20 protein-coding genes and 1 tRNA gene are annotated in these 25571 nt (G+C 61.8%); 19 read left to right on the top strand and 2 right to left on the bottom strand.

Translation table 11 applies throughout. From position 1 onward, the window contains the following. Positions 1-100: 100 nt before the first annotated feature. Together DKM43_RS12165 and DKM43_RS12170 are read left to right on the top strand one after the other, a co-directional pair. Positions 101-186, top strand: a tRNA-Tyr gene (locus tag DKM43_RS12165). A 196-nt stretch (positions 187-382) separates the two neighbouring features. Beyond that, positions 383-1594, top strand: coding sequence for a tyrosine-type recombinase/integrase (locus tag DKM43_RS12170; RefSeq protein WP_054587152.1), 1212 nt, complete (start codon positions 383-385; stop codon positions 1592-1594). 92 nt (positions 1595-1686) lie between these two features. Here DKM43_RS12170 and DKM43_RS12175 read toward each other — a convergent pair whose 3' ends face one another. Beyond that, on the bottom strand, positions 1687-2343 hold the full coding sequence (locus DKM43_RS12175; protein WP_084758179.1) for a lytic transglycosylase domain-containing protein: 657 nt from the start codon (positions 2341-2343) through the stop codon (positions 1687-1689). A 125-nt stretch (positions 2344-2468) separates the two neighbouring features. On the opposite strand from DKM43_RS12175, the gene DKM43_RS12180 reads away from it, so the two are divergent. From DKM43_RS12180 to DKM43_RS12195, 4 genes are all read left to right on the top strand, one after another. After that, positions 2469-3365 carry a DUF7146 domain-containing protein gene (locus tag DKM43_RS12180; protein WP_109798776.1) on the top strand — a complete coding sequence of 299 codons (897 nt, stop codon included), beginning with the start codon at positions 2469-2471 and terminating at the stop codon, positions 3363-3365. A 75-nt stretch (positions 3366-3440) separates the two neighbouring features. After that, a complete protein-coding gene (locus DKM43_RS12185) occupies positions 3441-7682 on the top strand; it encodes a strawberry notch-like NTP hydrolase domain-containing protein (protein WP_109798777.1) in 4242 nt (1413 codons plus the stop codon). Between the two features lie 53 nt (positions 7683-7735). Beyond that, entirely contained in the window at positions 7736-8149 is a 414-nt protein-coding gene (locus tag DKM43_RS12190; protein ID WP_054587158.1) for an MbcA/ParS/Xre antitoxin family protein, read from the top strand. Then, positions 8146-8880, top strand: coding sequence for an RES family NAD+ phosphorylase (locus DKM43_RS12195; RefSeq protein WP_054587159.1), 735 nt, complete (start codon positions 8146-8148; stop codon positions 8878-8880). Before DKM43_RS12190 ends, DKM43_RS12195 begins: the two co-directional genes overlap by 4 nt. A gap of 64 nt (positions 8881-8944) precedes the next feature. Here the strand turns inward: DKM43_RS12195 and DKM43_RS12200 are convergent, their stop codons facing one another. Then, positions 8945-9553, bottom strand: coding sequence for a DUF6933 domain-containing protein (locus tag DKM43_RS12200; RefSeq protein ID WP_234715747.1), 609 nt, complete (start codon positions 9551-9553; stop codon positions 8945-8947). A gap of 253 nt (positions 9554-9806) precedes the next feature. Between DKM43_RS12200 and DKM43_RS12205 the strand changes: the two genes are divergently transcribed. The 13 genes from DKM43_RS12205 to DKM43_RS12270 all read left to right on the top strand — a co-directional run bounded on the left by DKM43_RS12205 (position 9807) and on the right by DKM43_RS12270 (position 25501). After that, positions 9807-11150, top strand: a complete 1344-nt coding sequence (locus DKM43_RS12205) for a toll/interleukin-1 receptor domain-containing protein (RefSeq protein WP_145960519.1) — start codon at positions 9807-9809, stop codon at positions 11148-11150. Positions 11151-11412: 262 nt separating this feature from the next. After that, the gene (locus tag DKM43_RS12210; protein ID WP_084758181.1) at positions 11413-13332 is read left to right on the top strand and encodes a KAP family P-loop NTPase fold protein; all 1920 of its coding nucleotides are present in this window, start codon (positions 11413-11415) and stop codon (positions 13330-13332) included. Positions 13333-13667: 335 nt separating this feature from the next. Further along, entirely contained in the window at positions 13668-14234 is a 567-nt protein-coding gene (gene qatB / locus DKM43_RS12215; RefSeq protein WP_109798779.1) for a Qat anti-phage system associated protein QatB, read from the top strand. Next, positions 14231-15511 carry a Qat anti-phage system QueC-like protein QatC gene (gene qatC, locus DKM43_RS12220; protein ID WP_054587166.1) on the top strand — a complete coding sequence of 427 codons (1281 nt, stop codon included), beginning with the start codon at positions 14231-14233 and terminating at the stop codon, positions 15509-15511. Before qatB ends, qatC begins: the two co-directional genes overlap by 4 nt. Further along, positions 15508-16278, top strand: coding sequence for a Qat anti-phage system TatD family nuclease QatD (qatD, locus tag DKM43_RS12225; protein WP_084758182.1), 771 nt, complete (start codon positions 15508-15510; stop codon positions 16276-16278). The genes qatC and qatD overlap by 4 nt, the downstream gene beginning before the upstream one ends. Positions 16279-16990: 712 nt before the next feature. Next, positions 16991-18511 carry a gamma-glutamylcyclotransferase family protein gene (locus DKM43_RS16715; protein ID WP_054587167.1) on the top strand — a complete coding sequence of 507 codons (1521 nt, stop codon included), beginning with the start codon at positions 16991-16993 and terminating at the stop codon, positions 18509-18511. Positions 18512-19002: 491 nt separating this feature from the next. Then, positions 19003-20991, top strand: coding sequence for a ParB/RepB/Spo0J family partition protein (locus DKM43_RS12240; protein ID WP_054587168.1), 1989 nt, complete (start codon positions 19003-19005; stop codon positions 20989-20991). Between the two features lie 169 nt (positions 20992-21160). Then, positions 21161-22102 carry an ArdC family protein gene (locus DKM43_RS12245; protein ID WP_054587169.1) on the top strand — a complete coding sequence of 314 codons (942 nt, stop codon included), beginning with the start codon at positions 21161-21163 and terminating at the stop codon, positions 22100-22102. A gap of 11 nt (positions 22103-22113) precedes the next feature. Beyond that, complete coding sequence (locus DKM43_RS12250; protein ID WP_054587170.1) at positions 22114-22536, top strand: hypothetical protein; 423 nt, start codon at positions 22114-22116, stop codon at positions 22534-22536. A 301-nt stretch (positions 22537-22837) separates the two neighbouring features. Further along, positions 22838-23791 (top strand): DUF2493 domain-containing protein, encoded by a 954-nt coding sequence (locus DKM43_RS12255; RefSeq protein ID WP_054587171.1) that lies wholly within the window; start codon positions 22838-22840, stop codon positions 23789-23791. Between the two features lie 121 nt (positions 23792-23912). After that, a complete protein-coding gene (locus tag DKM43_RS12260) occupies positions 23913-24374 on the top strand; it encodes a DUF6878 family protein (RefSeq protein ID WP_054587172.1) in 462 nt (153 codons plus the stop codon). A 10-nt stretch (positions 24375-24384) separates the two neighbouring features. Further along, positions 24385-24810 (top strand): DUF6915 family protein, encoded by a 426-nt coding sequence (locus DKM43_RS12265; RefSeq protein ID WP_054587173.1) that lies wholly within the window; start codon positions 24385-24387, stop codon positions 24808-24810. 301 nt (positions 24811-25111) lie between these two features. Continuing rightward, complete coding sequence (locus DKM43_RS12270; protein ID WP_054587174.1) at positions 25112-25501, top strand: single-stranded DNA-binding protein; 390 nt, start codon at positions 25112-25114, stop codon at positions 25499-25501. Positions 25502-25571 lie beyond the last annotated feature (70 nt).

Consider the following 25571-nt stretch of genomic DNA (forward strand, 5'->3'; position numbering starts at 1 on the left):
CCCTTCGCCAAAGGGGCCGCCACTCGGCCGGACAGTCTCGCTTGAGACTTTGAAAATCGGTTCTTTCCTTCGGGAAGACCGACACCGGCAGCACTGGTGTGGACAGGTGGCCGAGTGGTTAAAGGCAGCAGACTGTAAATCTGCCCGCGCAAGCGTACGCTAGTTCGAATCTAGCCCTGTCCACCACCCCCTTATCCGCAAGCATCCACGAATGACCGTGGAAATCCCAGAAAACCTAGGGTATTCTGCACTTCTTGGCCCGCATTTGTCCGCTGCTGTTTGCATGCAGCCGGAGGCTAGTGTGGGAGGGATGTGGGAGTAAGTTGGCTTACTCCCACACTGCACCCCTCCCAAGGTGGGCTTGAAAGTGTGGGAGGAAGAAATGGGCAAGCTCACGGCGGTAGCGGTCAAGGCAGCGATGGCGAATCCTGGCACCTATCAGGATGGCGATGGATTGGTGCTCAGGGTCGATAAGCGTGGTGGAGCCTATTGGGTCCTAAGGCTCCAGCGAGACGGCAAGCGACAGGATATCGGCTTGGGTAGCGCCAAGCAGATGACACTCGCAGAAGCGCGGCAAAAAGCCACGGTCTTGCGTAAGGCGGTTAAGGTCGACCACCGCGATGTTCTGGCCGAGAAAAAAGACGAGGCCGCTGCCAAGGTGACGTTCCGCGCTGCCGCGACTCAGTACCACAGCGAAAACGAGGCGGGCTGGAAAAGCACGGTCTATGCGCGCCAGTGGCTCGCCAGTCTCGAAAACTATGCCTTTCCGAAGCTGGGTGACATGCCGACGGGTAGCATCAGCAGTGCTGATATCATCGCTGTGCTGACCCCGATCTGGCAGGAAATCCCCGATACCGCCCGCCAGGTCCGCAACCGGATTTGCGCCGTGCTGGATTATTCCCACGCGAAGGGCTGGCGCTCCCGCGAGGCTCCATCGGGCAATGGCAGTCTGAAGGCGGGTCGCGGTCTGCCACGGCAAGTGAAGGTACGTGAGAATCGCAAAGCGATGCCCTATGTCGCGCTGCCCGGATTCCTCACCGCCTTACGGCGTAAGCCATCCTTCGGGCGGCTTGCGCTGGAGTTGCTCATCCTGACTGGAGTGCGCAGTCAGGAGGTCCGCCTGGCGACATGGTCTGAATTTGACCTGGAGAGCCGGTTGTGGACCATCCCCGCCGAGCACATGAAGCGAAACAAGGCGCATATCGTGCCGCTGTCTGACGAGGCTCTGGCCGTGCTTGCAAAAGCCGATGCCCTGCGGATGTCTGAGAGCGATGTCGTGTTCCCCGGCGTGGCTGGTAAGCCTATGTCTGACATGACGCTGCTCAAGGTGCTGCGGGACATGAGCGAACCATACCACGTCCACGGCTTCCGCTCTGCGTTCACCGATTGGGCAGCAAATGAGGGCATCCCCGATGCCGTGGTAGAAGCTGCTCTCGCGCACAAGACGCCCGACGCTGTCCAGGCTGCCTATCGCCGCACAACCTATCTCGGCACACCCGACCAGCCGGGCGCCCGCGTGAAGTTGATGGCAGCTTGGGGGCGTTACTGCCTAGGGGTGGCGACGGGCGCGGACAGGGCAGCCCCGCCGGCTTGAGTGTGGGATCAGCTTACCGATGCTCTCGCGCAGCAACTGAGACGAGAGGCAAACTCTCACCTTGAGCGTCGCTCTACAATTCGGAGCGACCGCTAAAAGCGCCAATGGCGAAGCACTTCGCGGACATAGCCAGGAGTCTCACCATTGCGGGGAATGCCGCCTGCACGCTCAACGGCGCCGGGACCTGCATTGTAGGCAGCTACCGCGAGGTGGACCACGCCAAACCTGTCGAGCATCTGCCGCAGGTATCGCGCTGCGCCGAAGATGTTGGCCATTGGATCGAAGCGATTGAAGACCCCAAGCTCTTTTGCCGTAGCGGGCATCAGCTGCCCAAGGCCCGCGGCACCCGCCGGGCTGACAGCCAAAGGGTTGTAACGAGATTCTGTCCATACGAGCGCATCAAGCAGGCCCGCAGGCAATGAGTACTTCGCCTCAGCGGCATAGATGTGAGGCAAGTAGCTCGCTCGCCGAAACCCGGATGGGGCCGGCTTGGCATTGGGTTCGTATCTATATGGCAGGTTGACCCGGCTATCGTCCGCCACTGACAGGCGCGGTGCTGGGGCGGTCTGCGCGGAACGCCAGAGTCCATGCTCGACCAGTTGGAAGCCGTTTGATGCTTCCGCAATCCGAATGCCTTCGGATGGGATCGCCGCAGCGCCGTTCGTGGCTGGCGCTGCTATGTCCTGAGCACCGGCCGGGATAGCAGAAGTGATCGCGATGCTCGCGATCAAGAGAGTTCTGATTGTCATTTCTCGATCCTTGTCTAGTCGAATCGAGTGAGAACATATAAAGAACAAGTGATGTAGGAAAACTGGATTGGCGCGAGTGCAGAGCGGAGGCTGCGCGGGGAAGGCACCTCAACCGGAGAAGGTCGATGCCCCCGTTAGACAAAGTTCATCAACTCGAACGCCGCGCCCGCACGATCGTCGAAAGCCTTCAGGGTAGATGGAGTCGCGGCAAAGGCATGTGCTGCTGCCCCGCACACGACGACCGTACCCCCTCGCTGAGTGTGACACTGGGTCGGAAAGCGATCCTGTTTCATTGCTTTGCGGGATGCTCGAATGAGGAGGTCATTGCGGCACTAGACCGCCAGGGTGTTCGCAGCTGTGACCTGTTCGATAGCTCTGGCGCCGTGGCCGCTGATCGACCGGAAAAAAGGGCCTTCAATTCCAACGCGCGGCGTTTGTGGCATTCGGCGACGGCGATCTCGGGCAGCTCTGCCGAAGGATACCTCGCGCAGCGCGGGATTCTGCGTGCCTCTGATCAGCTCCGTTATCTCGAGCGTACGCCGCTCGGACCACGCGGTGCAGTACAGTACCTCCCTGCAATGTTGGCGGCCGTCACGACTGACATCGGCATAATCGCGATACACAGGACATTTCTCGACGCGCCGAGCGCAAGGCTCGCCGCTTTCGATCGGCCGAAGCGTGCATTGGGAAGCCTCGGCTGTGGTGCAGTCAGACTTGCCCCGCCGGCCGCAGGCCGGTTGGGCCTTGCCGAAGGTATCGAAAGCGCCCTGTCAGCCATGCAGTTGTCCGGGATTCCTTGCTGGGCAACGCTCGGGAACGAGCGGTTCGGCCTCGTCGCGATCCCGGAGAGTGTGCGCGAGCTCCACTTGTTCATCGACAATGATCCGGGAGGCGAACTCGCGGATCAGCGCGCGCGGAAGGCTTATTCTGCATCGGGCCGGGTGATCCGCTCGCGAGCGCCAGCATTGACCGGTTTCGACTGGAACGATGAACTCAAGGCGAGGCTCGCTCGGAAAACCTGATCAGCGAGCCAGAGGGGAGGGGGCCTTCGGCTGATTGAGGCCTGCGAGACGCAGGACCTCGTCAGGAGGTTTCCCATGTCCAACTCTCCCCTCGCCTTCGCATTCGATCCACCATCTCCGCCGCTTGTCGTGACGGCAGCCAACGCAATGGCGTTGCAATTGGCAGCAGGCAGCGCGCTTTCGCGCAGCGACATCAACCGCATCATGACGGACCACTTCGGCGGAACCGATGCACTCGGGGCATGGTCAATCCGTGATGCTCACGCTGCGCTCGAGCTGGCGCAGGTTCAATACCTGCAAGCGTTCCATCAGATCCAGCTCTCAACCCCGATCGACGAGGCGGATCAGTTCTTCTGCTGCCTCGATGACCGAATTCCGACCCAAACCAATCGCAGCGACGAGCAGATCGAATGGCAGCAATTCGCAACGCCGCCGCGCCTCGCCTGGCTCGCTGCCCGAGCTTGCGCGCTGGGTGCCGATGAGCTCGCGCTTGAACCTTCGGCCGGTACCGGCATGCTCGCAGTCTGGGCGGCCAAAGCCGGTACGCGCCTTGCCTTGAACGAAATCTCGCCGCTGCGCCGCGACTGCCTGACAGCTGTGTTCCCGGCTGCCCGCGTGACCGGACATGATGCCGAGTTGATCGACGAATTGCTCGATCCGGCCGTTGTCCCAAGCGCCGTGCTCATGAACCCGCCCTATTCTCACGGGATCGAGCGGGGCCACAATGGCCGCACCGGCGCGAGGCATCTACGATCGGCCTGGAACCGCCTTGCCCCCGGCGGACGGCTTGTCGCGATCATGCCTGAATGGTTCGATTGCGCGCGGTTTCTGGCCGGGGCGAAGGGGCCAGTGTCGTTGCGGCTCAATGCCGCGGTCGAACGTGCCTTCTTCAAGAATGGCACCGGGATCACCACGCGACTGCTGGTTCTCGATAAGGTGGAAGGCGCGAACGAGCCCGTCGCTATTCGCACGAACGCGTTCCGCCAGCTGGTCGATCTTGTCGATGCTTTGCCGGCTCGCGCCAGCTTGGAGGCTGTTACTGAGCAATCAAGCCTTCCGGCTCGTGCGCCGTTTCGCCTGGTGGCGGTGCCGCGTAGGCCGCTGCCGACACCAGCCAGGGTCACGCCTGCAGCATCCGCCATCGGGAGGCTCACCTACCAGTCACTCGAAGTACCTGCACCGCTTGCGCCCCAGGTCGGGCACTATCTGCCCTATCGTCCCAGCAGGATCGTGATCGACGGTGCGGCCGAGCATCCGACACCACTCGTTGAGTCCGTCGCCATGGGCTCGATCGCTGCACCGATGCCCGAAGCTGTGCCGCAGCTACCCGAAGGGTTGGTCGCCAAGGGCCTGCTGTCTGCTGCCCAGGCAGAGACGCTCATCTACGCTTCAAGCGCCCATGCGCGCGATCTTCCCGGGCGGTTCGAGCCGGAGGATAAAGGCTGCTCGTTCAAGGCATCGGCGGAGGGCCAGGTCTATCGCCAGGGCTATTTTCTTGGCGATGGCACAGGCGCCGGCAAGGGCCGTCAGGTTGCGAGCGTCATTCTCGATCGCTGGGTGCGCGGTGAACGCTGCCATATCTGGATTTCGAAGAACGAGGCGCTGCTAGAAGATGCCCGGCGTGACTGGGCTGCGCTTGGTGGTCTGCCGATCGACATCCAGCCTCTGGCTTCCTGGAAACTCGGCAGCCCCATCGCCATGCGAGAGGGCATTCTCTTCGTGACCTACCCGACCCTGCGTTCGGGCCGAAACGATGCAACCCGCCTCGATCAGATCCTGGCATGGGCGGGCGACGACTTCGACGGTGTCATCGTGTTCGACGAGGCGCACGCCATGGCCAATGCCGCTGGCGGGGAAGGATCGCGCGGCAAGGTCAAGGGATCGGAGCAGGGTATCGCTGGAGTGCGCCTGCAAAACCTCCTGCCCCGCGCACGGGTGCTATATGCCTCGGCAACAGGCGCGTCCGACGTCAACAATTTGGCATATGCGACGCGCCTTGGGCTGTGGGGGCCGGAAACCGCCTTCGCCAATCGCGAGGCCTTCGTCGCCGACATTCGTGACGGCGGAATCGCAGCGATGGAGCTGGTCGCACGGGACCTCAAGTCGCTCGGTCTCTACACCGCGCGCGCATTGTCCTTCGCCGGCGTCGAATACGAGATCCTCGAGCATAGCCTGACCGAGGATCAGATCGCGGTCTATGATGCCTATGCTGAGGCCTGGGCGATCATCCATGCCAACCTGAGCGACGCGCTGGAGGCCACGCGGATCGTCGACAGCGAAACCGGCGGGACGCTCAACTCCGGTGCCAAGTCCGCAGCGCTCTCGATCTTCGAGGGAACCAAGCAGCGCTTCTTCGCGCAGCTGCTTCTGTCGATGAAGCTGCCCAGCCTGTTACCAGCTATCGACGCTGCGATTGCTGACGGGCACGCGGTAGTCGTCCAGTTGGTCTCAACGGCAGAAGCCATGCTCAACCGCCGGCTTGCCGAACTTTCGGACGAGGAACGCGAAGCGCCGGAGATCGACCTGTCCCCGCGGGAATATGTGATCGACTACCTCGGCAAGAGCTTTCCTGTCCGGCTGATGGCCGTCTTCACCGATGAAAACGGCAATCCTCGCTCAGAGCCGATGAGCGACGAGCAAGGCGCGCCGGTGCTGTGCCGATCAGCACTCGCTGCGCGCGACCGGATGATCGAGCAGCTCTGCGCCTTACCGCCGATTGCCACCGCGCTCGATGCCATCATCGAACGCTTCGGCGTCGATCAGGTGGCGGAAGTCACTGGTCGCACGCGCCGGCTTATTCTCGGGCATGAGGGTCGTCAGAAACTTCAATCGCGCTCGCCGCGAGCCAATGTGGCCGAAACCCAGGCATTCATGGACGGGGCCAAGCGCATCCTTGTCTTTTCCGACGCCGGGGGAACCGGACGCAGCTACCATGCCGATCTCGCTGCGAAGAACCAGGCCCGCCGCGTCCATTTTCTGCTCGAGCCAGGATGGCGGGCTGATGCGGCAATCCAAGGGCTTGGCCGCACCAATCGAACCAATCAGGCTTCGGCCCCGCTGTTCAGACCGGTAACGACCGATGTGCGCGGCGAGCGCCGCTTCATCTCGACGATCGCACGGCGCCTCGACAGCCTCGGTGCCTTGACGCGTGGGCAGCGCCAGACCGGCGGGCAAAACCTGTTCGATCCGGCTGACAACCTCGAGAGCATCTATGCCAAGGGGGCGCTCCATCGCTGGTTCGGCCTCTTGTTCACCGGCAAGCTCGAAGCGGTCAGCCTCGGGCGCTTCCAGGAGCTGACAGGCCTGCGGATCGAGGCGCCTGACGGGTCGATGGTCGATGATCTGCCGTCGATCCAGCGCTGGCTCAACCGCATCCTGGCGCTTCCCATAGCCTTGCAGAACGCGATCTTCGATGAGTTCATGGGGCTGGTCGAAGCGCGTATCGATGCCGCCCGGCAGGCTGGCACGCTCGATCTCGGCCTCGAGACGATTGCAGTCGAGGAGTTCACGGTCCTATCGGACACGCTGCTACGCACCGATCCGGCATCGGGCGCGACGACCCATCTCCTCGAACTGGAGATCGCCAGGGCCCTGAAGCCGCTCACGCTGACGCGGCTCGAGGAGACTCACGGCATCACGGGGCAACGGCAGCGACCGGTTCGGAACGCCCGTTCAGGTCGGGTCGCCCTGCTGGTCCCCGCGCGTAGCATTCTTGCCGATGACGGCACGCGCGTGGTCCGCTTCGAATTGCTGCGTCCGCTGGGGCGCAGTCATATCACCGAAGATCAATTGGCTGAGAGCAGCTGGGAGGACATTGCCATCGGCGCATTCCGCGAGGCGTGGGCCGCCGAGGTGGAAGAGGCGAGGACCAGCCACAAGCGCGAGCGCCTCTATCTTGCGACGGGCCTCCTGCTGCCGGTCTGGGACAAGCTGCCTTCGGATTTCGTGAGGGTGAACCGCATCTCGGCTGCGGATGGCCGGTCGCTCCTTGGCCGGGAGGTTCCCGTCCACTGCGTGCCCGAACTGTGCCGAGCGCTGGGTCTGGAACGCGAGCAAACTCTTTCCGCCGACGACGTTGTAAAGACCGTCTTGGCAACGGGCAGGGCCATCGAGTTCGCGGGCCGCGAGCTGCTCATGGTCAAGCGCAGCTTGGTCAATGGCTCACAGCGAATTGAGCTTACGGGATGGAGTGCTGCTCGGCTCGACTGGTACAAGGCCCAAGGCTGCTTTACCGAGATCGTCCGCTATCAGACCCGGCTGTTCGTGCCGATCGAGGGCGCGGCGAGCGTGATTGCCAGACTGGCATCATCGGTATAGCTCCTTGCCAAATGGCATTGTTCGGCGTACATGATGCCATATGGAGAACTGCCATGCTGGCGCTGCAACCCGTTGATACTGCCGTTACTGCTTTCCGTCCCGATCCGATAACCCAGGACGAGGCATCTGCCATGTTCCGGGCAGTCCTCAATCTGTTCGGCAAATGGGAACTGACCGACGAGCAGGCTGCAACCCTGCTCGACATGCCGGTGCGCTCCTATCGCCGATGGAAGGCAGAAGGCCCCGGGCGTATTTCGCGTGATGGGCGTGCGCGCCTGTCCAACCTCATGGGGATCCACAAGGCGCTCCGGATCATCTTCTCCGAAGCGACCCGCGGGTATTCTTGGATCAGAGCAGCTAATGAAGCGTTCGGCGGAGCCAGTGCGCTCGACGTGATGCTGGGAGGCGAGCTGACCGACATCATGCGGGTGCGTCGCTACCTCGACGCCGAGCGCGGTGGCTGGTGAGCGAAGCACCAGAAATCCCCGTTTCTAGAGTTGAGTGGAAGGGCGCTGTCAGGATCATCCGCAGTGCCTTTCCGCCGATCGACCTGTTCGAAGACATCGCCGATCCCGCAGACTGGCCGCTGCTGATCTTGGCCGAGCAGAAGACCAATCCTCGCATCATGGCGAAGATTGGTAATCTCGACCTCGTTCCGGTTGACCGCCGCGTTGGCGGCAACGGCGCCTCCTACCTCATGGCGCCGTTCACCCATGTCAGCATTGACCGGCCAAGCCGTTTTACCGACGGAAGTTATGGCGTGCTCTATGTCGGCGACCGGTTCGAGACCGCGCTGTTCGAGACGATCCACCACCATGCCCGATTCATGGCACGAACCCACGAAGCGCCTGGCTGGACCTCGCAGTTCCGGGAGATCGTCATGACGGTCGATGCAGACCTGCATGATCTCCGGCCTCAGGCGGGGAAGCCGGATTCGGCGCTCGATCCCGACAGCTATGCCGCGTCTCAAGCGCTCGCGCGGCACCTTTGGGGTGCGGGATCGGACGGGATTGCTTACCCGAGCATCCGGCACCCCGGCGGGGAATGCGTCGCGCTATTCTACCCGGATTGCGCATCAAATCCGCTTCAGGGGCGGCACCTCGACTATCACTGGGATGGCGCGCGGGTTGATCTGTTTCGTGATGCGGGATCGGGCGCTGTCTTCCGGATTGTCGATTTGCCGCCCGATCTCGTCTGACCGAACCAGCTGGGTTTCCAGACAGGTGCTGTAGGATCTCCGAGCGCAGTTGACGGCCGCTGGCTCATGCCTGCGAACCAGCCTTAACGAGTTCATGAAGGGCTTTGTCCGGCGACACCGGGCCCTTATACAGCGGGCTACATGGTGTCTCCGCTAACTTGGCGGAAATCGCCAGGAGGTCGTCATCATCACCCTTCTCATAGGCATAGGCGGCCAGCCAGAACTCGGCCTGCTTAACGAACTCATTGAGGATGCCTACGACGCTCCGGTTCGCCGTCTTAGCGTACTGGACCTTGTCCATTCGCCAGACTTCCTGTGCGATGAATTCAGATGAGACGCCGTGCTCCTTCAGAACCAGCGCCAGTTGTGCGGGAAAGCGTCGAGCAAGAGTGGCCGCTGGGGCTAGCGGCATTAGCACGGGAAGCAGCGTGCGCTCAGAAACCAGCACAGCGACTTGCGGCTTCCAGAATATGGCCGTGGCATACCAGCTGCCCAGTGCTGTGTCGCTTGGCCCAGACGCAACGATTTCCGGCTTAATGCGATCAAGCAGCTTCTTGGTGCAATGGAGTTGGAACATCACGGCGCAGGATAGGGTTTGGCTTCCAGCGCGTCCACTGAAGCTGCCGACCTTGCTGCCGAAATGGCAAGAACCGCCGACATAGCCGCCGTTCACCAGCTGGGGATCACTGCTGAAACCCGCCCTTCATTCAGTACCGAGGATTGACTGCTCTCAGGCCTCGCCCGTGGCCCGCTTAGCGGCCAAATTATCGTGGAAAGCGGACGCTAAGGCGGCGACATTCCTTCGAACTCCCAGCGATTTCAAGCAGCAAGCTTCGTAGCGACTGAAAACTAATCAGGCCCTTCCATCAGCTCGGTCGCGCCTGGCGACGTTGAGCGTAGTCGGCGGTGGCGGGGAAAAAGCCATAGTGAGCACACTCAAAAGGGAACAAAAAGAGATCGAATATCATCGGCGCTTATGGCATAGCGATTATGACGGTTTGCGAATTCAACTTGCTGGCGGGGGCATCATGGCGATCGAGTTCCGGCGTGGCGGCCGCAAGGTATCCAGCGGAGAATTCTTCAAGGGCATGATGGATGATGCTTTCGACGAGGTAATGAACAGCTATGCCGAAGAGGTGCATGGCAAGGCGGCTTCGGTCGTCGATCCAGCGACCGGCAAACACGCACCGGTCTTCGTGCGACGTATCGGGAAACAGGGCTGGACCGTCTTCACCAGCGGGTCGCCTGCCTTCGCGCGAGCGCTGGAACAAAGATTGGGGCTCGACAGGGGAGAAGTCCACGGCATGAATGAACCGGCAGATCGTGAACGCCTAGTCTATCTCGCGCACGCATCAGAAGACAAGCCAATCGTGAAGCCTCTGGCCGAAGGCCTGCTGCAGCGCGGTATCAATGTCTGGTATGATAATTGGGAAATCGGATATGGCGACAGCCTGCGTCGCAAGATGGAGGAAGGCCTCGGCAACTGCACGCATTTCGTCGTCCTGCTAACCCGGACTTCGATTGCCAAGCCGTGGGTCAATGAAGAAATCGACGCCGGGCTGATGAGCGCGGTCGAAGGGACGGCAAAGTTCATCGGCCTGCGCCATGACCTGCCATTGTCGTCTGTATCGCGGTTTCTCAAGACCCGGCTCACTCCCGAATATAGCCCGGGAGAAGACGGCATCGAAGCGCTGGCTGCTGAGATTTTCGGCGTTAGTAAAAAGCCTCCGCTCGGTCAGACACCCCGGTATGTGCAACAGCACGAGGCTGGCTCCACCTGGTCGTCGTCTGCGCGCGTCGTCGCCGAATATTTCGTGCGGAACAGTGAGTTGGGCCATTCGATGGATCCGCAGGCTAATTATGCAGAGATCCAGGAGGCGACCGGACTGCCTATGCCTGATGTGCGGATCGGGGTGCTCGATCTTGTCGGCGCCGGACTTCTGGAAAAGGAAGATTATATCGGCGGAGAATCGCATATCTGGCCGAAGGGCGACCTTTTCGCGACATTCGATGGCGTATTCATGGACTGGAATCCCGAGATTGACGCCCGCGATCTCGCGGTCCGGCTCATCAATCTCGACACCGACCAAGCGGATGCCGAGGAGGTGGATCAGGCGCTTGGCTGGGGGGCCCGCCGCTTCAACGCGGCGGCCGCCTATCTGGTCTCAGCGCGGATAGTCCAGCCCATCGAACACTCGGGTGGCAATGGCTATTGGCCCTGTGGCTTCTTGATGGGTGATGAACTGCTGCGTTTCGTGAGAAGTCTCTGACCCTGCCCGGCAACACAGCCGTCGTTCGAGGCGGCAAATGGCACCCCTAAAAGCTGCCCTACTTTCACAGGCAGCGTTGGCGACCCCGATCAACCGGCATGGGACGGTTACGACGGTTGGCTTTCAGGAGAGAGATAACACAGCTGCCGGTCAGTAATATCCACGCGTAACCCACAGAAACCTCTCAGATTTTGATGAAGTTCCGGCTTGACGTCAGCAATCAACGTGGAACATGCTGCGAATATTCGGGGGTGAGGCTTAGATGTGGTCAGATAACGAGACTATCCGTGACTTGGTCAACTTCTCTCATGTTGCAGATATCGCTGCCGAACGGATAGTCGGCGCAATGGGCGAGCCGCTATCGGTCGGCATTTCAGGTGACTGGGGCGTTGGCAAATCGTCGATGATGAAGCTGTTGCGTACCTCGCTCGGCAAGCACACGGACGTCGAGTTCCGCTTCGTGGAATTCAACGCCTGGCTCTATCAGAATTACGATGACGCCCGTGCCGCCCTGATGGAGGCAATCGCCGCTGCCGTGGTCGAACAGGCCGTTGCGAAGAAGGACTCGCTTTCGGAAACGGCGCTGAAGCACGCCCGTAGTCTGTTCGGTCGCGTGAAGAAGCTCAGACTGCTGGGTCTCATCGGCTCTACGGCGATTGACATCTACTCAGGCGGTCATCTTACGCCATTCCTCGCGGCGGGGATGGGGACGGTAACCGGCTTGCTCGACGGTGAAGTTACTGGCGAAGACCTAAAGAAGGCCGAGAAACTCGCTACGGACACCTACGAGGGCGGGAAAAAGCTGGTCGGCGACAAGAAGCCGGACGCGGCGCCCGAACCGGAAGAGGCTGATAGTCCGCGCAAAGCCATCCAGGCCTTTCGTGATGATTTGGAAGCGACGCTGACCGAACTTGGCGTAACCCTCGTGGTGCTAATTGACGATCTGGACCGCTGTCTGCCCAAGACCGCAATCGCGACGCTCGAATCGATGCGTTTGTTTCTCTTCCTGAAGCACACCGCCTTCGTCATTGCCGCTGACGAGGGCATGATCCGGCAGGCCGTGCGCTCGCATTTCGAGAACGCGACGCTCGATGACGATCTCGTCACCAACTATTTCGACAAGCTAATCCAGCTGCCCATCCGCGTGCCCGCGCTCGGCACCCAGGAAGTGCGGGCATATCTGATGATGCTGTTCGTAGATGCCGAGCCGGATCTCGACGGTACGGTGAAGGACAGTGTCCGCGAGGCCGTCTGCAAGCGCCTGGCTCAATCTTGGACCGGAGCTCGGGTCGATAAGGCATTCGTATCGGACGCGATCAAGAACTGCCCACCGAACGCCGAATGCCCATCGGGCTTGCTGAACCGCCTCGCGCTTGCTGAGCGGATCGCTCCTATTCTGACGACATCGCCCAAGATTCGTGGCAATCCCCGCCTCATCAAGCGCTTCCTCAACACCCTATCAATGCGCACCTCCATGGCGCGAATCCAGTCAGTAACTGTGGACGAGGAAGTGCTGGTCAAGCTTCTGCTGTTCGAACGCTGCGGCGACAAGGATGCCTATGCCGAACTGCTTCGCGCGGTGAACGAATCCGAGGACGGCTACGCTGCATTTCTTGGGGACATGGAGCGGCGCGCTCGCGGCGATGACACCGCGCCAGAGCTGGAAAAGCCATGGAACGAAGCGTTCCATATGAACTGGCTCACGCTGGACCCCCCGCTTGCTGATAAGGATCTGCGCGGCGCGCTCTACGTCGGTCGAGAAAGCCATCCAATCATTTCCCGTGCGGACGAATTGTCGTCCGAGGCGATGGAGGTGCTCGACATGCTCCTGAAGCTGAATTCGGCGAGTCCGATTGTCAGCGACGAGATCGCGAAATTGTCGAATCCGGAAATCGGCCGAATCACCGACAAGATCATCGTGAGGGCAAGGAACGAGGTATCTTGGGGGACACCCCCGATCCTCAACGCCTTGCAGGCGCTCGCTGCCGCTTCAACGACTTCTGCCCGTGCAGTCGTCGCCTTCTTCAGTGAGGTGCCGTCCAGTCAGATCAAGGCATCCATCGTACCGCGTCTCGCAGCGCTTGTCTGGGGGCAAGAGGTGCTCACCGCTTTCCACAAGCGAGGTGACTTGGCCGTTCCGGCAAAGAATGCCGTCACGAAATCAATGAAGGGGGAGAAATGATGGGCACGTCCGCCTCTAGCCGCGGCCCGGGATCTGGCCCCGACATTCCGATTGTACCCCCGTGGGTCGACAGTCCGCCACAGCAGCCCGCGCCCCAACCTCCGCAGCCAATACCCACACCGGGGCAAACGCCGACGTCCCCCTCTCCGCAGGCGCCTCAGTCGCCAAATCCTCAGGTTCTCCCGCCACCAAACCCCCAGCCGCAGCCTCAGCCCGAACCCTCGCCACCTGGCCGGTGGCGCGGGGTAAGGACGTCGCTCGGCAAATTCGGAGGCGGGGGCGACGACCGCGGCAGGCACTTGCGCCGTGGACTCGGCCACTATTCGCGGAGCGGCATGGGAGGCAGCGGCAATGCTGCGCGCCGGATGGGTGGTTCGGCCAGAACAGCCAGCGTCCTGCACAGCGCTCTGACCGCGCTGGCGAATGGAGAACCTCTTCCTCAGGAACTGGGGATTGACCCGCAGGCCCTGGTCGGGCTGTCACCATCAGAGTTTGCTGACGCTCTCGTGGATGCTATCCGCCCGATCGACGGAACGCAAGACGCCGAGGCAACACGTGATTCGGTGGCGCGAGCGCTATCCGACATGCTGGACCAGAATGCCGATATCACCAGCTTGACGCCGCAACAGGTCGATCAGGTCACAGCCTCGACCCTTGGATATGACGTCGCCCTGCGCATCGAGCTGGATGTCGGAAAAGCGATCATCGCCAAGGCCCCCACGAAGGGTGACGGATTGGAGCGGCTCCAGGAAATGAAGGACTATGTGCGCGAGATCGTAGCTGCTGAATACGCAGAGGAGCGCTCCAGCGTTGGGACCGTCGGTCGCGCAGCTATTGAGCGGATTTCGCGCAACGCGATTCAACAGGCATTCGAAGTGTTTGAGGAGGATGGCGAGCTGTGATCAGAGTCGCATGCCTTCCCGAGAATCTCCCGGACCAAGCCGGGACTGATCTGCGGTTCGACATTTATTCCCGATCGCGTCTCGCAGGACGCGGGCGGGTCGGCAACTTGGTTCCCGGCCGTGTCCGTCGGTTTGGCCTCCGGCCATCGGTCGATGCCTGGGATTTCACGTCGTTCGCGATGGCCGTGGTTGCTGCCGACGAGGCGGTATCACGCGAGCGTAGCCCAGATGGATGGACACGTGAGATCGGGCTGACGGTTGCCGTCTCCTTGCCAGATTTCTGGAACTCGCAGCGCGCCCGCCTGACCCAGGCGCTCCGCTTCCTGTCTGGAGACATCTGGGAACTGGATTTCATCGGAGACGGTGCTGCTCCCACGACCAGCGATCCCTCGCGACTGCGCAACGAGGACATGGTCTGTTTGCTATCAGGCGGCATGGACAGCCTAATCGGAGCAATCGACGTCGTTGGTGAAGGGCGCAGTCCGCTTTTCGTAAGCCAGATGGCCAAAGGCGACACTGCGGACCAAAAGATGTTCGCTCACGCCATCGCGCCCCATAGCCTGCATCTTCAACTCAACCATCATGCCCGTCCACCCGGGCCATCAGAACGATCTCAGCGTGCTCGCTCGATCGCCTTCCTCGGCTTCGGAGTGTTGGCAGCGACCTGCCTGCGGCGGCATCATGATGGCTATGAGGTGGAACTCCGCATCCCTGAAAACGGCTTTATCAGCCAGAACGTGCCGCTGACCCCGCTGCGCACCGGAAGCCTCAGTACGCGCACGACGCACCCATATTTCCTGCGCCTCATTCAAGAGACCCTCGACGCGGCCGGCTTGCGGGTCCGCTTGAATAACCCCTATGAGCACAGCACGAAGGGCGAGATGCTCTCGGGTTGTACGGACCAAGCCCTTCTGGCTCAGCTGGTCGCCGATTCGACCAGCTGCGGGCGTTATTCTAGAACAGGCTTCCAGCATTGTGGTCGCTGTGTGCCCTGCCAAGTGCGGCGTGGCGCCTATCTCGCGTGGGGGCAGAACGACGAAACCACCGACGGCTACAAATACGGACCATTGGGCCAAGATGACGTGCGGCATGCCCGGTTCGATGACGTTCGGTCTGTCGCCATGGCCGTTGAAACAGTGCGCCGATATGGCATCGACGAGCTGATTGGCGGTGCGATGAATGCGCGTATGCTCGGCGACGTTACCCCCTATCGTGAGGTCGTCCGGCGTGGCATCGCGGAATTGGCCGCGCTCCATGCTCATCTCGGTGTCACTTGATCGACTTCCACTGCCATATTGATCTGTATCCCGACCCTCTGGCCGTCCTTGACGAAGTCGATGCAAGAGGGACCTATGTATTGGCGGTCACGACGACGCCGAAGGCTTGGCGTGGGACAAAAAAGCTGGTCGGAGATCGCCAGCGGGTTCGCGTTGCTCTTGGTCTGCATCCCGAGCTGGTCGCACAGCGCTATCAGGAAGTTCCCCTGCTATGCGGCCTACTCCCAGAAGCTCCATATGTCGGGGAAATCGGGATCGACGGAAGCCCGCCGCACCGGGGTTCGCTCGATCTACAGAAATCTGTCTTCGATCGCATACTTGCCGAATGTGCGACGCACGGCGGGCGGGTCATGACGATCCATTCTCGCGGAGCTGCAACTGCAGTGCTGGATGCACTTGAGCGCCAGCCCGATGCCGGGGTGCCTATCCTTCATTGGTTCAGCGGCACAATGAGAGAGTTGGAACGGGCAGTTCAACTCGGTTGCTGGTTCTCCATAGGACCTGCGATGCTCCGCTCCCGGAAGGGCCGCGAGTTGGCGGCAGCCATGCCGCTGGATCGGCTGTTGACGGAAACGGATGCACCTTTCGCACGAGATGGCGAAAACCCTTTGATGCCGTGGCAGGCTTACGATTGCTTGGGTGAACTGGAAACGATCAGTAACCTAGGCATGGGGGCACTCGCCTTGCAGATTAAAAGAAATTTGAAGCGACTTGGACAATACAAACAGTCACCCCGCTTAACGAAATCGGCGCCGCTGAGCGGTTGACGGCGGCCATGCGCCATTGCCGTTCGTTTCCCGCCATTCTCGCTCGTCTGAAACCGAACACCATCATGGCCGTCTTTCGAGTCGGGCTCTTGGGCTTAGTCGGCTAACGGGTCCAGTGCGGCGAAGAATGGAAAGGGCGGATCGATCATCCTTTCTTCTTGGCGACCATCAGGCGGCAGGCGAGCTCTCGCTCTCCCCACCGCGTCGAGAATGCGTCTGAGACCTCAAACCAACTACCGTCACTGCCAGCACCGTGATGCACACCGATACAAGAACATTGGCACTCATGACCCTTGGCGTTCTGGCAGGACGGCGAGCATATCTCCTGCTCGCGAAAAGGCTGGATGACGTAAATGCAACCGTATCTTTCTAGTGCGCGGTTTACGAGATCGTCGAACCAAGCTTTCGGAATCTCCCAGAACTTCCTTGATGCTTTCCAGCATGGTGTGTTGCGACGCTCATTCTGCAACCACCGCCGGTTGTCCGGATCGAACGGCAGCCGGACCCGAAGAAGCTCGCCCTTTCCCGATCGTCTCAAGACGACGGGGATTTTCTCTTGATTCCATATGGCTTGGATCGACCGTTCCATTGGCGACTGACATAGCATTTTCGCATTCCTTCGCGAATGCTAGTAACCAAGTAATCCTTGGCAATTTCTGCGCATGCGCAATTTTGTGCGGAGTGGCGCCATAAGTCATCGTAGGGGGCGACCATGCTGAAAGCGACAGAAGCCGAAACCGAGGAAGTACGGGAATATTTCGAGTGGCAGGCACCCGATCTCCAGGTCACTTTCCTGCAGAAGGTCTATTCCGAAGCCGTCCTGAACACCCGCCATGACGTTTGGGACGTTCACACCAACAAAGATCGCTGGTGGATCATTACGGGCGGCACGAACCTTTACTCGCAGGCGCAGTTTCCGAACATGGATCTAGCGCTCACATTCCACATCGGCCTGATGCTGCGAATCCCGCGAACGGAAAAGCAGCAGGTGAATGATCTCCGCATTCTCCAGTTCGAGCCCGTCCTTGAGAAGATGGAAGACGTCGGCGCCGCGATGACACAGGCACACAATCTCGCGGATTACCAGACCGTCGGAGTACGGTGCCGCGAGACCCTGCTTGCACTAATTGGCGCGGCGCAAGATGCAGCGGTCTGGACCGAGGCACCGCCGCAACGCGCAAATTTTCGCGCTTGGGTCGACATCATCATTAACGACCTCCTTCCGAGCGAGACGAACAAGGAGCGTCGGGGCGCGATCAAGCAGACGCTTGAATCCGCCTGGACCTTCACAAACTGGCTGACACACGCCAAATCGGCGACATGGCTCGACGCGGATATGGCGCATGCGTTGACGCAGCAGGCCGTGACCATGGCGATGACGCAGATTCTGCGAGCGCTGCGAGGAGTGCCCGAGGAATGTCCGAAATGTGGATCGCCTCATCTCGAGCCCGAGCAAGGCGAGAATAGTGCCGCGCCCGGCACCCTCTGGGAGCGGCCGACCTGTACTGGGTGCGACTGGACCGGCAGGCCTGTCCCGATCCTCGACTCAGAAGCTGCGCGTCCGATCATCATGCGAGAGGGCAGATACACGCACGAGCACAGCATTATGACGGTGCCGCTGCGAACGATCATGAAGGCGGGTGATCCACCGATCAAGCCGCTGCCGGAAGCGGAGTCTGGGCCGCCGGAACCCGTCGTCTATTTCGCATACGGGTCCAACATGTTGACCGCCCGACTGCGCGAGCGGATGCCGAGTTGCAAGCCGCTTGGCATAGCGAAGCTGCCGGGCCACGCGCTACGCTTCCATAAGCGGAGCAAGGACCAGTCGGGGAAGTGCAACGCTTTTGCCACCGACGATGACCAGGGCGTGATGGGGGTCCTTTTTGCCTTTGACCCCGCCGAACGCCCGACACTCGACAAGGCCGAGGGTGTCGGCAACGGCTATGAGCATGCGACGGTCACGGTCATCAATGACCAAGGCCGGCGGCAGAAGGTTCTGACGTACCTCGCCAGCCCGAACGCGATCGACGACAGCCTCGCGCCCTATACTTGGTATAAGGACTTCGTTCTGGCTGGTTGCGCCGAGCATGGGCTGCCGGCCGACTATGTCGCGGTCTATGTTCAATCTGTCGAGGCGACGGAAGATCTCAATAGGGCGCGGGACGCCAAGGAGCGGGCGAAGCTCGTTGCCGCCGTCCCGTCAAAGCCCGAACCGCAAGACCTTCCTACCTAATCACGCTGACGGCTTCTGGGATCGGTTGCCCGTGCGGTATCAAGTGCGTTTGCGCGTGATCGCTAGATCGTCGCGGCGTCCCGGACAGCGCAGATATAGACCTCACCACGCGTCTGTAAGATGGCAAGTCGCGCGATCAAAGTCAGCTTCGCTGGCGTTGCGCCCTGAAAACTGTCGGTCAATTAGTGGACATTCGGGGGCCTGCCGCTCGATAGCCGACGGTCTGCGCTTGGGGCTGCAATATCGGCGACTTAATGCCTAGGAAGGGTCGCCCCCGAAAGCCAGCGACGACGCGTCCCAACGTCAGTTGTTCCATTTCTGCAGCTAGAAGCTGCCTGTCCGGACAGTCCGCAAGCATAGTCGTCCGTCATTGGCCAGCGCATATAAGCAGATCTGCTACGAACGCATCAGAGGGGAGGGGGCTTTGCCCTGATTGAGCCAAATGGGCGTCGATGGTCGATGCACCTGGCTCACAGTCAGGAGTGTGTCCCATGATCAAGTCGATCCCGCTGAACAAGCTCGTCCAGTCTCCCCGCAATGTCCGCCGTCACAGTGACCCCGCTGCCGATGCCGAGCTCAAGGCCAGCATCGCAGCCCATGGGCTGCTGCAGAACCTGATCGTCTGGCCGGCCGCGAAGGGTAAGTTCGAGGTCGAAGCCGGCGAACGCCGCCGCCGCGCGATGCTGGCGCTCGCTTACGACAAGATCCTCGCCCGCGATCACGAAGTCACGTGCCTCGTGCTCGAGGACAGCGCCGAAGTCGCGGTCGAGACCAGCCTCGCAGAAAACTTTCATCGCCTCGCCATGAACCCAGCCGATGAGGCCCAGGCCTTTGCCGCGCTCGTGGCAGGCGGTGCGACTGTTGAGGATGTTGCGCACCGCTTCGGCCTGACCGTCCGCTTCGTCGAGGGCCGGCTGCGTCTCGCGACGCTTGCGCCGGTCGTGTTCGAGGCTCTTGCCTCAGGCCAGATCACTCTCGACATCGCCAAAGCCTTTGGCGCGACCTCGGACCAGGAGATCCAGACCCGCGTATTTGAGCAGGTTTCATCGGCCTACTATGCGCCCAATCCCGACAGCATTCGGCGAATGGTCCTATCCGGGACCGTCCGGGGCAGCGATCCCCGTGCCCGCCTTGTCGGCCGCGACTCCTACATTGCCGCCGGCGGCCGAATCGAGCGCGAACTGTTCGACGACGATAACAGCGAATCCTGGGTCGATGTCGCCTTGCTCGAGAGCCTCGCGGCGGCGAAGATGGAAGAACAGGCGAAGGTGCTCGCAGCCGAACAGGGTCTCGCCTGGGTCAAGCCCACGCTCGATCCCTATGCCAGCCATGATCTGGTCGAAGGGCTGGTCCGGCTTCCTGCCGAACCGGCGCCGCTGACCGAAGCGGAATTGGCGAGGCTCGACGAACTCGATGCTTCCTATGACGAGCATGCGGCGATCCTCGAAGACGAGGACAGCGCCGCGGAGGCTGTGGCTGCGGCCGAAGCGGCCATCGAAGCGATCGAACACGAATGCCAGGAAATCCGCGCCCGCCCGCCAGTCATAGCGGCTGACCTCAAGGCCGAGGCGGGGATGATCCTGGTCCTCTCGCGCGATGGCACGCCGGTTCTCCAACCCGTGTTCTACGGCGAGCGAAAGACTGAACCTGCCGAAGCCGATAGCGGGATCGAAGTCGTTCCGACGGAAGATGGGTCGGACAAGCGCCGGACCACCTTGTCCAAGCGCCTGGTGGACGAGCTGGCCATGCAGCGCCGTGATGTCCTGGCACTGCATGTTGCCTCTGACCCCGGGCTTGCGCTCGACATTATGGTCTTCAGTCTGGCGGATGCCGACACGCACGACTGGCGGACGCGGGCTGCCACCACGCTGCGCGCGCCTGTTCCGGCAGGGCCGATCATCGGCTTCGAAGCCAAGGATGCTCCGGCGAGCAGCGCGCTTGCCGAGCTCAGGTCCAGTCTCGACGAAAGCTGGCGTGCGGGCACCGATGCGACTGCCCGCTTCGACCTGTTTCGCGCGCTGTCCGATGACAGCCGCGCCGCATGGCTTGGCTATGTCGTCGCCCGGTCGCTCGAGGCGAGCCTCAACATGACGGGCGAGCGTCAGTTGCCGTTCCAGGATTACCTTGGCAGCCTGATCGGCATCGACATGGCGCAATGGTGGAGACCGACTGCGGCCAACTACTTTGACCGGGTGCCGAAGCAGGTGATCCTCGACGCGCTGACCGATGTTGGCGGTCTCGAGCTTTCCTCGCGCTTTGCCTCGGTCAAGAAGGGTGATCTCGCGATGAGCGCCGAGCGTGTCTTCGCCGGCACCTACATCACCGAAGTCGAAGTACGCGAGAAGGCTCTGGCCTGGGTGCCTGAGGTCATGCGCTTCACTTCCGCTGCGCCAGAGGCTGGCGAGCCGGAGATTGACGCCACTGACGCCGAGCCAGGTTTCGACAACGAACATCAGCCCCCCCGCGAGCTGGCCGCCTGACCTCCTCCTGACAGGCAAGGCTACTCGTGACCCAAGAGAAGCGGTCCTTCGGCTCACGCCGGAGGGCCGCTTCCTTTTTGGAAGAAGAGCAGAGGGGGCTCGGGACCCTGTGGCACTGACCGGCGAACCCGTCGCCGATTGTCCAGATGCCGCAATCAGGAGAACCATCATGGCCTATCGCAAGGAGCAGGGCGGCGGCCTGTCGCCCGCCACCCGTATCACCCAGGAAATCATCGCCCGTCTGGAAGCGGGCACGAAGCCGTGGATCAAGCCGTGGCGCGGTGTCCCGGTCTCCCGGCCCTTGCGGGCCTGCGGGATCCCGTACCGCGGCATGAATGTCTTCTGGCTCTGGATGGTCGCCGACATCTGCGGCTACGCCTCGCCATTCTGGATGACCTACAACCAGGCAAAATCGCTCGGAGCCCAGGTCCGCAAGGGCGAGAAGTCGACCATCGCGATCTTCTACAAGAGCTACACCAAGGAGGTTGAAACGCCTGATACCGGCGAAAAAGCCGATGAAGCCCGCAGGGTGCTGAAGGCCTATCCAGTCTTCAACGCCGATCAGGTCGACGGTCTGCCCGAGCGCTTCCATCCGGCTGCAACGCTTGAGCTCGTCGAGCCTGAAGGACGCGAGGCCGAGCTCGACGCCTTCTTCGCCGCCATCCCCGTCAACCTGCGCCACCAGGGCTGCGAGGCTTACTACGAACCGACTGCGGATCGTGTCACGATGCCGCCGACGAGCCTGTTTTCCGGCTTCGACCACTATTATGCCACGCTCGCCCACGAGCTGTCGCACTGGACCGGCCATGCAAGCCGGTTGGGACGTGATCTCAAGAACCGCTTCGGCACGGCGGCCTATGCCGCCGAAGAACTGGTCGCCGAACTATCTAGCGCCATGCTCGGCGCCGAGCTGGGTCTGCCGGTCACGCATCTCGACAATCACGCCAGCTATATCGAGCACTGGCTCAAGCTGCTGAAGGACGATGACCGCGCCATCCTAACCGCTGCAGCCAAGGCCGAAGAAGCCGCGAGCCTGCTGCTCAAGCTCGGCGGGAGGGTCACCCCTGGCCAGTTTGACGACGCGTCAGACGACGCGGCGCTCGCGGCCTGAGGGAGGATGCCATGGGCCGATCGGTCAGCTATCCCAGCGGCGCAATCGTCGCATTCACGGTTCTCGAGGTCGAAGCCGAGGACGACTGGGAATTCGAGTATGAATGGCTGCGTAACGATCTGTGCGAACGGGCCGCCAAAGCCTTCCCGTCGCTGATCCCGCATGATGGCTGGCGCGGACGGGAGGACCGGATCCTCATGCGCAATGCCTATGCGGATTTCGGTGTGTCGGTCTATGGTGGGCTGGTTGCCGTCTGGATCGTCGAACGCGATGACGGGGCCTATTGGGACGCCGATTGGCGCACGGCCCGGTCACCGCGGGCACAGTGCTGGCTGTCACAGATCGCATCCCGCTTCGATGCCATGTTTGGCGACTATGAATGCCTCGGGCATATGTCGAACGGCGAGGGGGTCTACACCAAGCGCGCAGCTTGAGGTCTGCGAGTTGGCCAGAAGCAGCGCTTTGGGTTGCCATCCCTGACTGAGCTTTGCCGGCCGCTCATGGTCTGGCGCCATGCGAGAGAGGCCCTGGGCCAGCCGCCAGCTTTGCGCAACCCGGCTTGGGCGGGCCCGTGTTGGCCTTGGCCCTTCGGGCTCAAGGCCTGCCCGCGCCAGCCCGCCAAGACGGGTTTCCCCTGGCGGGTGCGCAATCCTGCCTGAAGCTGGCCCTGACGGGCTCTCGCTGGCGCAGCCATGAACGGGTGCGTCGGCCTCACGCCAGTCAGGAGGAAATCCCATGCACACGTCATTTGCCGACCAACTCGCCGGGCTCGATCTCGCCGGCTTCTCCATCGGTCCTGCTCCCATATCGACAAGCGATTTCCCGGTCCGGGAGGCGGTTGTCCAAACCCTCGAAGCGGTCTGGTCCGATCTTTTTGCCATGGTGTCCGGGACCGCTCTTGAAGCCGATGCCGAGGATCTTGGCTGGGCCTTCGTCAACATCTTTCATCGCTCGGCGGAACGCAAATCGACGGCCCTTGACCGGGCGACCGACGAGGTCCGCGCGCTGATTGCTACGGCCGATGGATCCGAGGTTCACACCCATGACCTTGAGACCCAGGTCGAGCGGGCGCAGTGCGCCGAAAGTGCGATGCTGGCGCTTGAAGAGATGCGCGAGGTCGCAGCAGCCCTTTACCTCAACGAGTTCGGTTCCTCCTGGAAGCCGGTCTCCAGTTCTCGCTTCAATCACAGCGTCATGCTGACTTCTGCGCTCGTCGAAGGGCGCGACTTCCTGCGCGCCCGTGCCGAGGCCAAGCGCCGTGCGGCGGTGCCCGAAGGAACCCCTGTCGTCTTCGCTGGCGGGCGCACCCGTCATGCGACCCAGGACGATGCACTGACCTTCGGCAACAACGTCTGGGCAACGCTCGACAAGGTCCGCGACCGCGTGCCCGACATGGTGCTCATCCATGGCGGTGACACCAAGGGCGTCGACCGCCTGGCATCGAGCTGGGCCGAACGGCGCGGCATCCCGCAGGTCACGTTCTCGCTCGAAATGCGGCTGGGCGCCCGTGCCGGCTTCAAGCGCAACGAGCGGATGCTCTCCCTCGATCCGCGCTACGTCATCGCCTTTCCGGGCAATGGCGTGCTCGAACGTCTGGTCATCGAAGCCAAGGCCCGGCGGATCACCGTGGTCGATCGGCGCGGGCCCCTCGGTACCAATCCGAAGAACTCTTCGGTCAGGACCGACTAAGGCCCTGTCGGTCTTGGCGCCAGCGCCGGATCGGCGCTGGCGTCGCCCATCAGAGGAAAGGCGCGCGCCTGTCAGTTTGAGCCAGCGGAGGTCGTTGGCTCCTTTCTACAGGAGGCAGTTCATGATCGATATCGAGGCTGTGATGGCCGATTTTGCCGTTCGCCAGGCCGAGCGGCAGACCCAGGTGGTCGAAGAGATTCAGCAGCTCAAGGTCGCCATTCTTCCGCGCTTGCAGGAAGCCGGCATCGCCCGTGTCGAGATCCGCTTTGACGGCTGCGGCGACAGCGGTGCCGTTGAAGAATGTGTATGCCTCGATGCAGCCGGCGCGGGGATCCCGTGCCCGGAAGTCTCCCTCATGGAAGGCGAAGCAGACAGCGTTGATCGTACTGGTTCCGCAGAGCCGCAATCACTCGGGCAGGCACTCGAACAGCTGACCTACCTGGCGCTCGAACGTCACCATCCTGGCTGGGAGATCAACGACGGTGCCTGCGGCGAACTGGTGATTGATGTGACTGAGGCGACTTTCGTGCTCGACTGCAGTCTGCGCTTCATCGCCACCGATGATCATTCGACCGAGCTCTAGGAGACCCGGCATGGCCCACTGCTACTACCACGCTCTCTCGTCGGTCCGGAAATGGGGCGGCACGGTCGATGATTATCTCCCGCTGCACCAGTGGTTCGACCAGTCCAAGGCAATCCTGGCAGACCCACGACACCGCGCGCTGCGGCACCATGCCGAGGGGATATTCATGCTCGAAACCCTGTTCGGCGAGACCCTCGTCAATGCCGATGGCCGGGTCGTTCCGGTGCGTCTGGTCGGCGAACAGCACGTGCGCGAAGACTTGGGCTCGATCCCCTCATTTGCCGATTGGGCGCGCTTGATCACGCCGCAGGCCTGGATGCTTCGCGGCAACCCTTTGGACGGCGCTGAAGGGGTGACGATCGACATGCCTGGCCGCGGTGAAGCAGTTGCGCCCAGGAGCGTACCACCTGCTGAAGCGGTCGGTACCGTGATCTAAGAGGGGGTTCTCCGGTGAAGGGGCGGGGTGGATGATCCTGCCAAGACCGGAGGGAAGCGAGTCAGGGCAAACCTGTTCAAGGCATCCAGCTCCACCCGGCTTCGATGCAAACCTGTCCCTGAATCACCCCCCGTCGAGACGCGCAACCCGGATCAGGTCCGGCCGAGTTGCCGGGCTGTGCCCGGCTGCCCGCTCCACCCGACCCAGTTCCGGGTTCCCCTTCGGTGCGCTTCGCCATGGGGCGCTTCTGCTCGGGTTTGCAGCCGGGATGGACCCGGATTGCTCGATCAGGAGAAAGCCCATGACCAATCTCGTTATCCTCGTTGGCCGCATCGCTCGCGACCCCGAGACCCGCACCACCCAGGGTGGAACCAGCATCACCTCGGTCTCGGTCGTGACCGACCGTCCCGCCCGCAAGGAAGGCAAGACCTACAAGGACGAGAACGGCTACACCGCCAAGGACAGCGAATTCCACCGGATCACCTGCTTCAACGGCCTGGGTCAGAACGTCGCCAAGTATTGCACCAAGGGTCAACTCGTGACGGTCGAAGGGCGCATCCACTACACCCAGTGGGAAGATCAGAGCGGCACCAAGCGCTACGGCTGCGAGATTATCGCCGACAAGGTCGACTTCCTCACCAAGGGCCGGTCCGGCAGCAACGAAGGTGCTCCCGATATCGACGAGGACTGAATGTCCTTGCCTCACGACAAGGCCCCGGTGGCAGACGCCATCGGGGCCTTTTCTTTTGTACGCCGGCGAT

It is taken from the genome of Novosphingobium meiothermophilum (assembly GCF_003171715.1).
In the GTDB taxonomy this organism is placed as follows: domain Bacteria; phylum Pseudomonadota; class Alphaproteobacteria; order Sphingomonadales; family Sphingomonadaceae; genus Novosphingobium; species Novosphingobium meiothermophilum.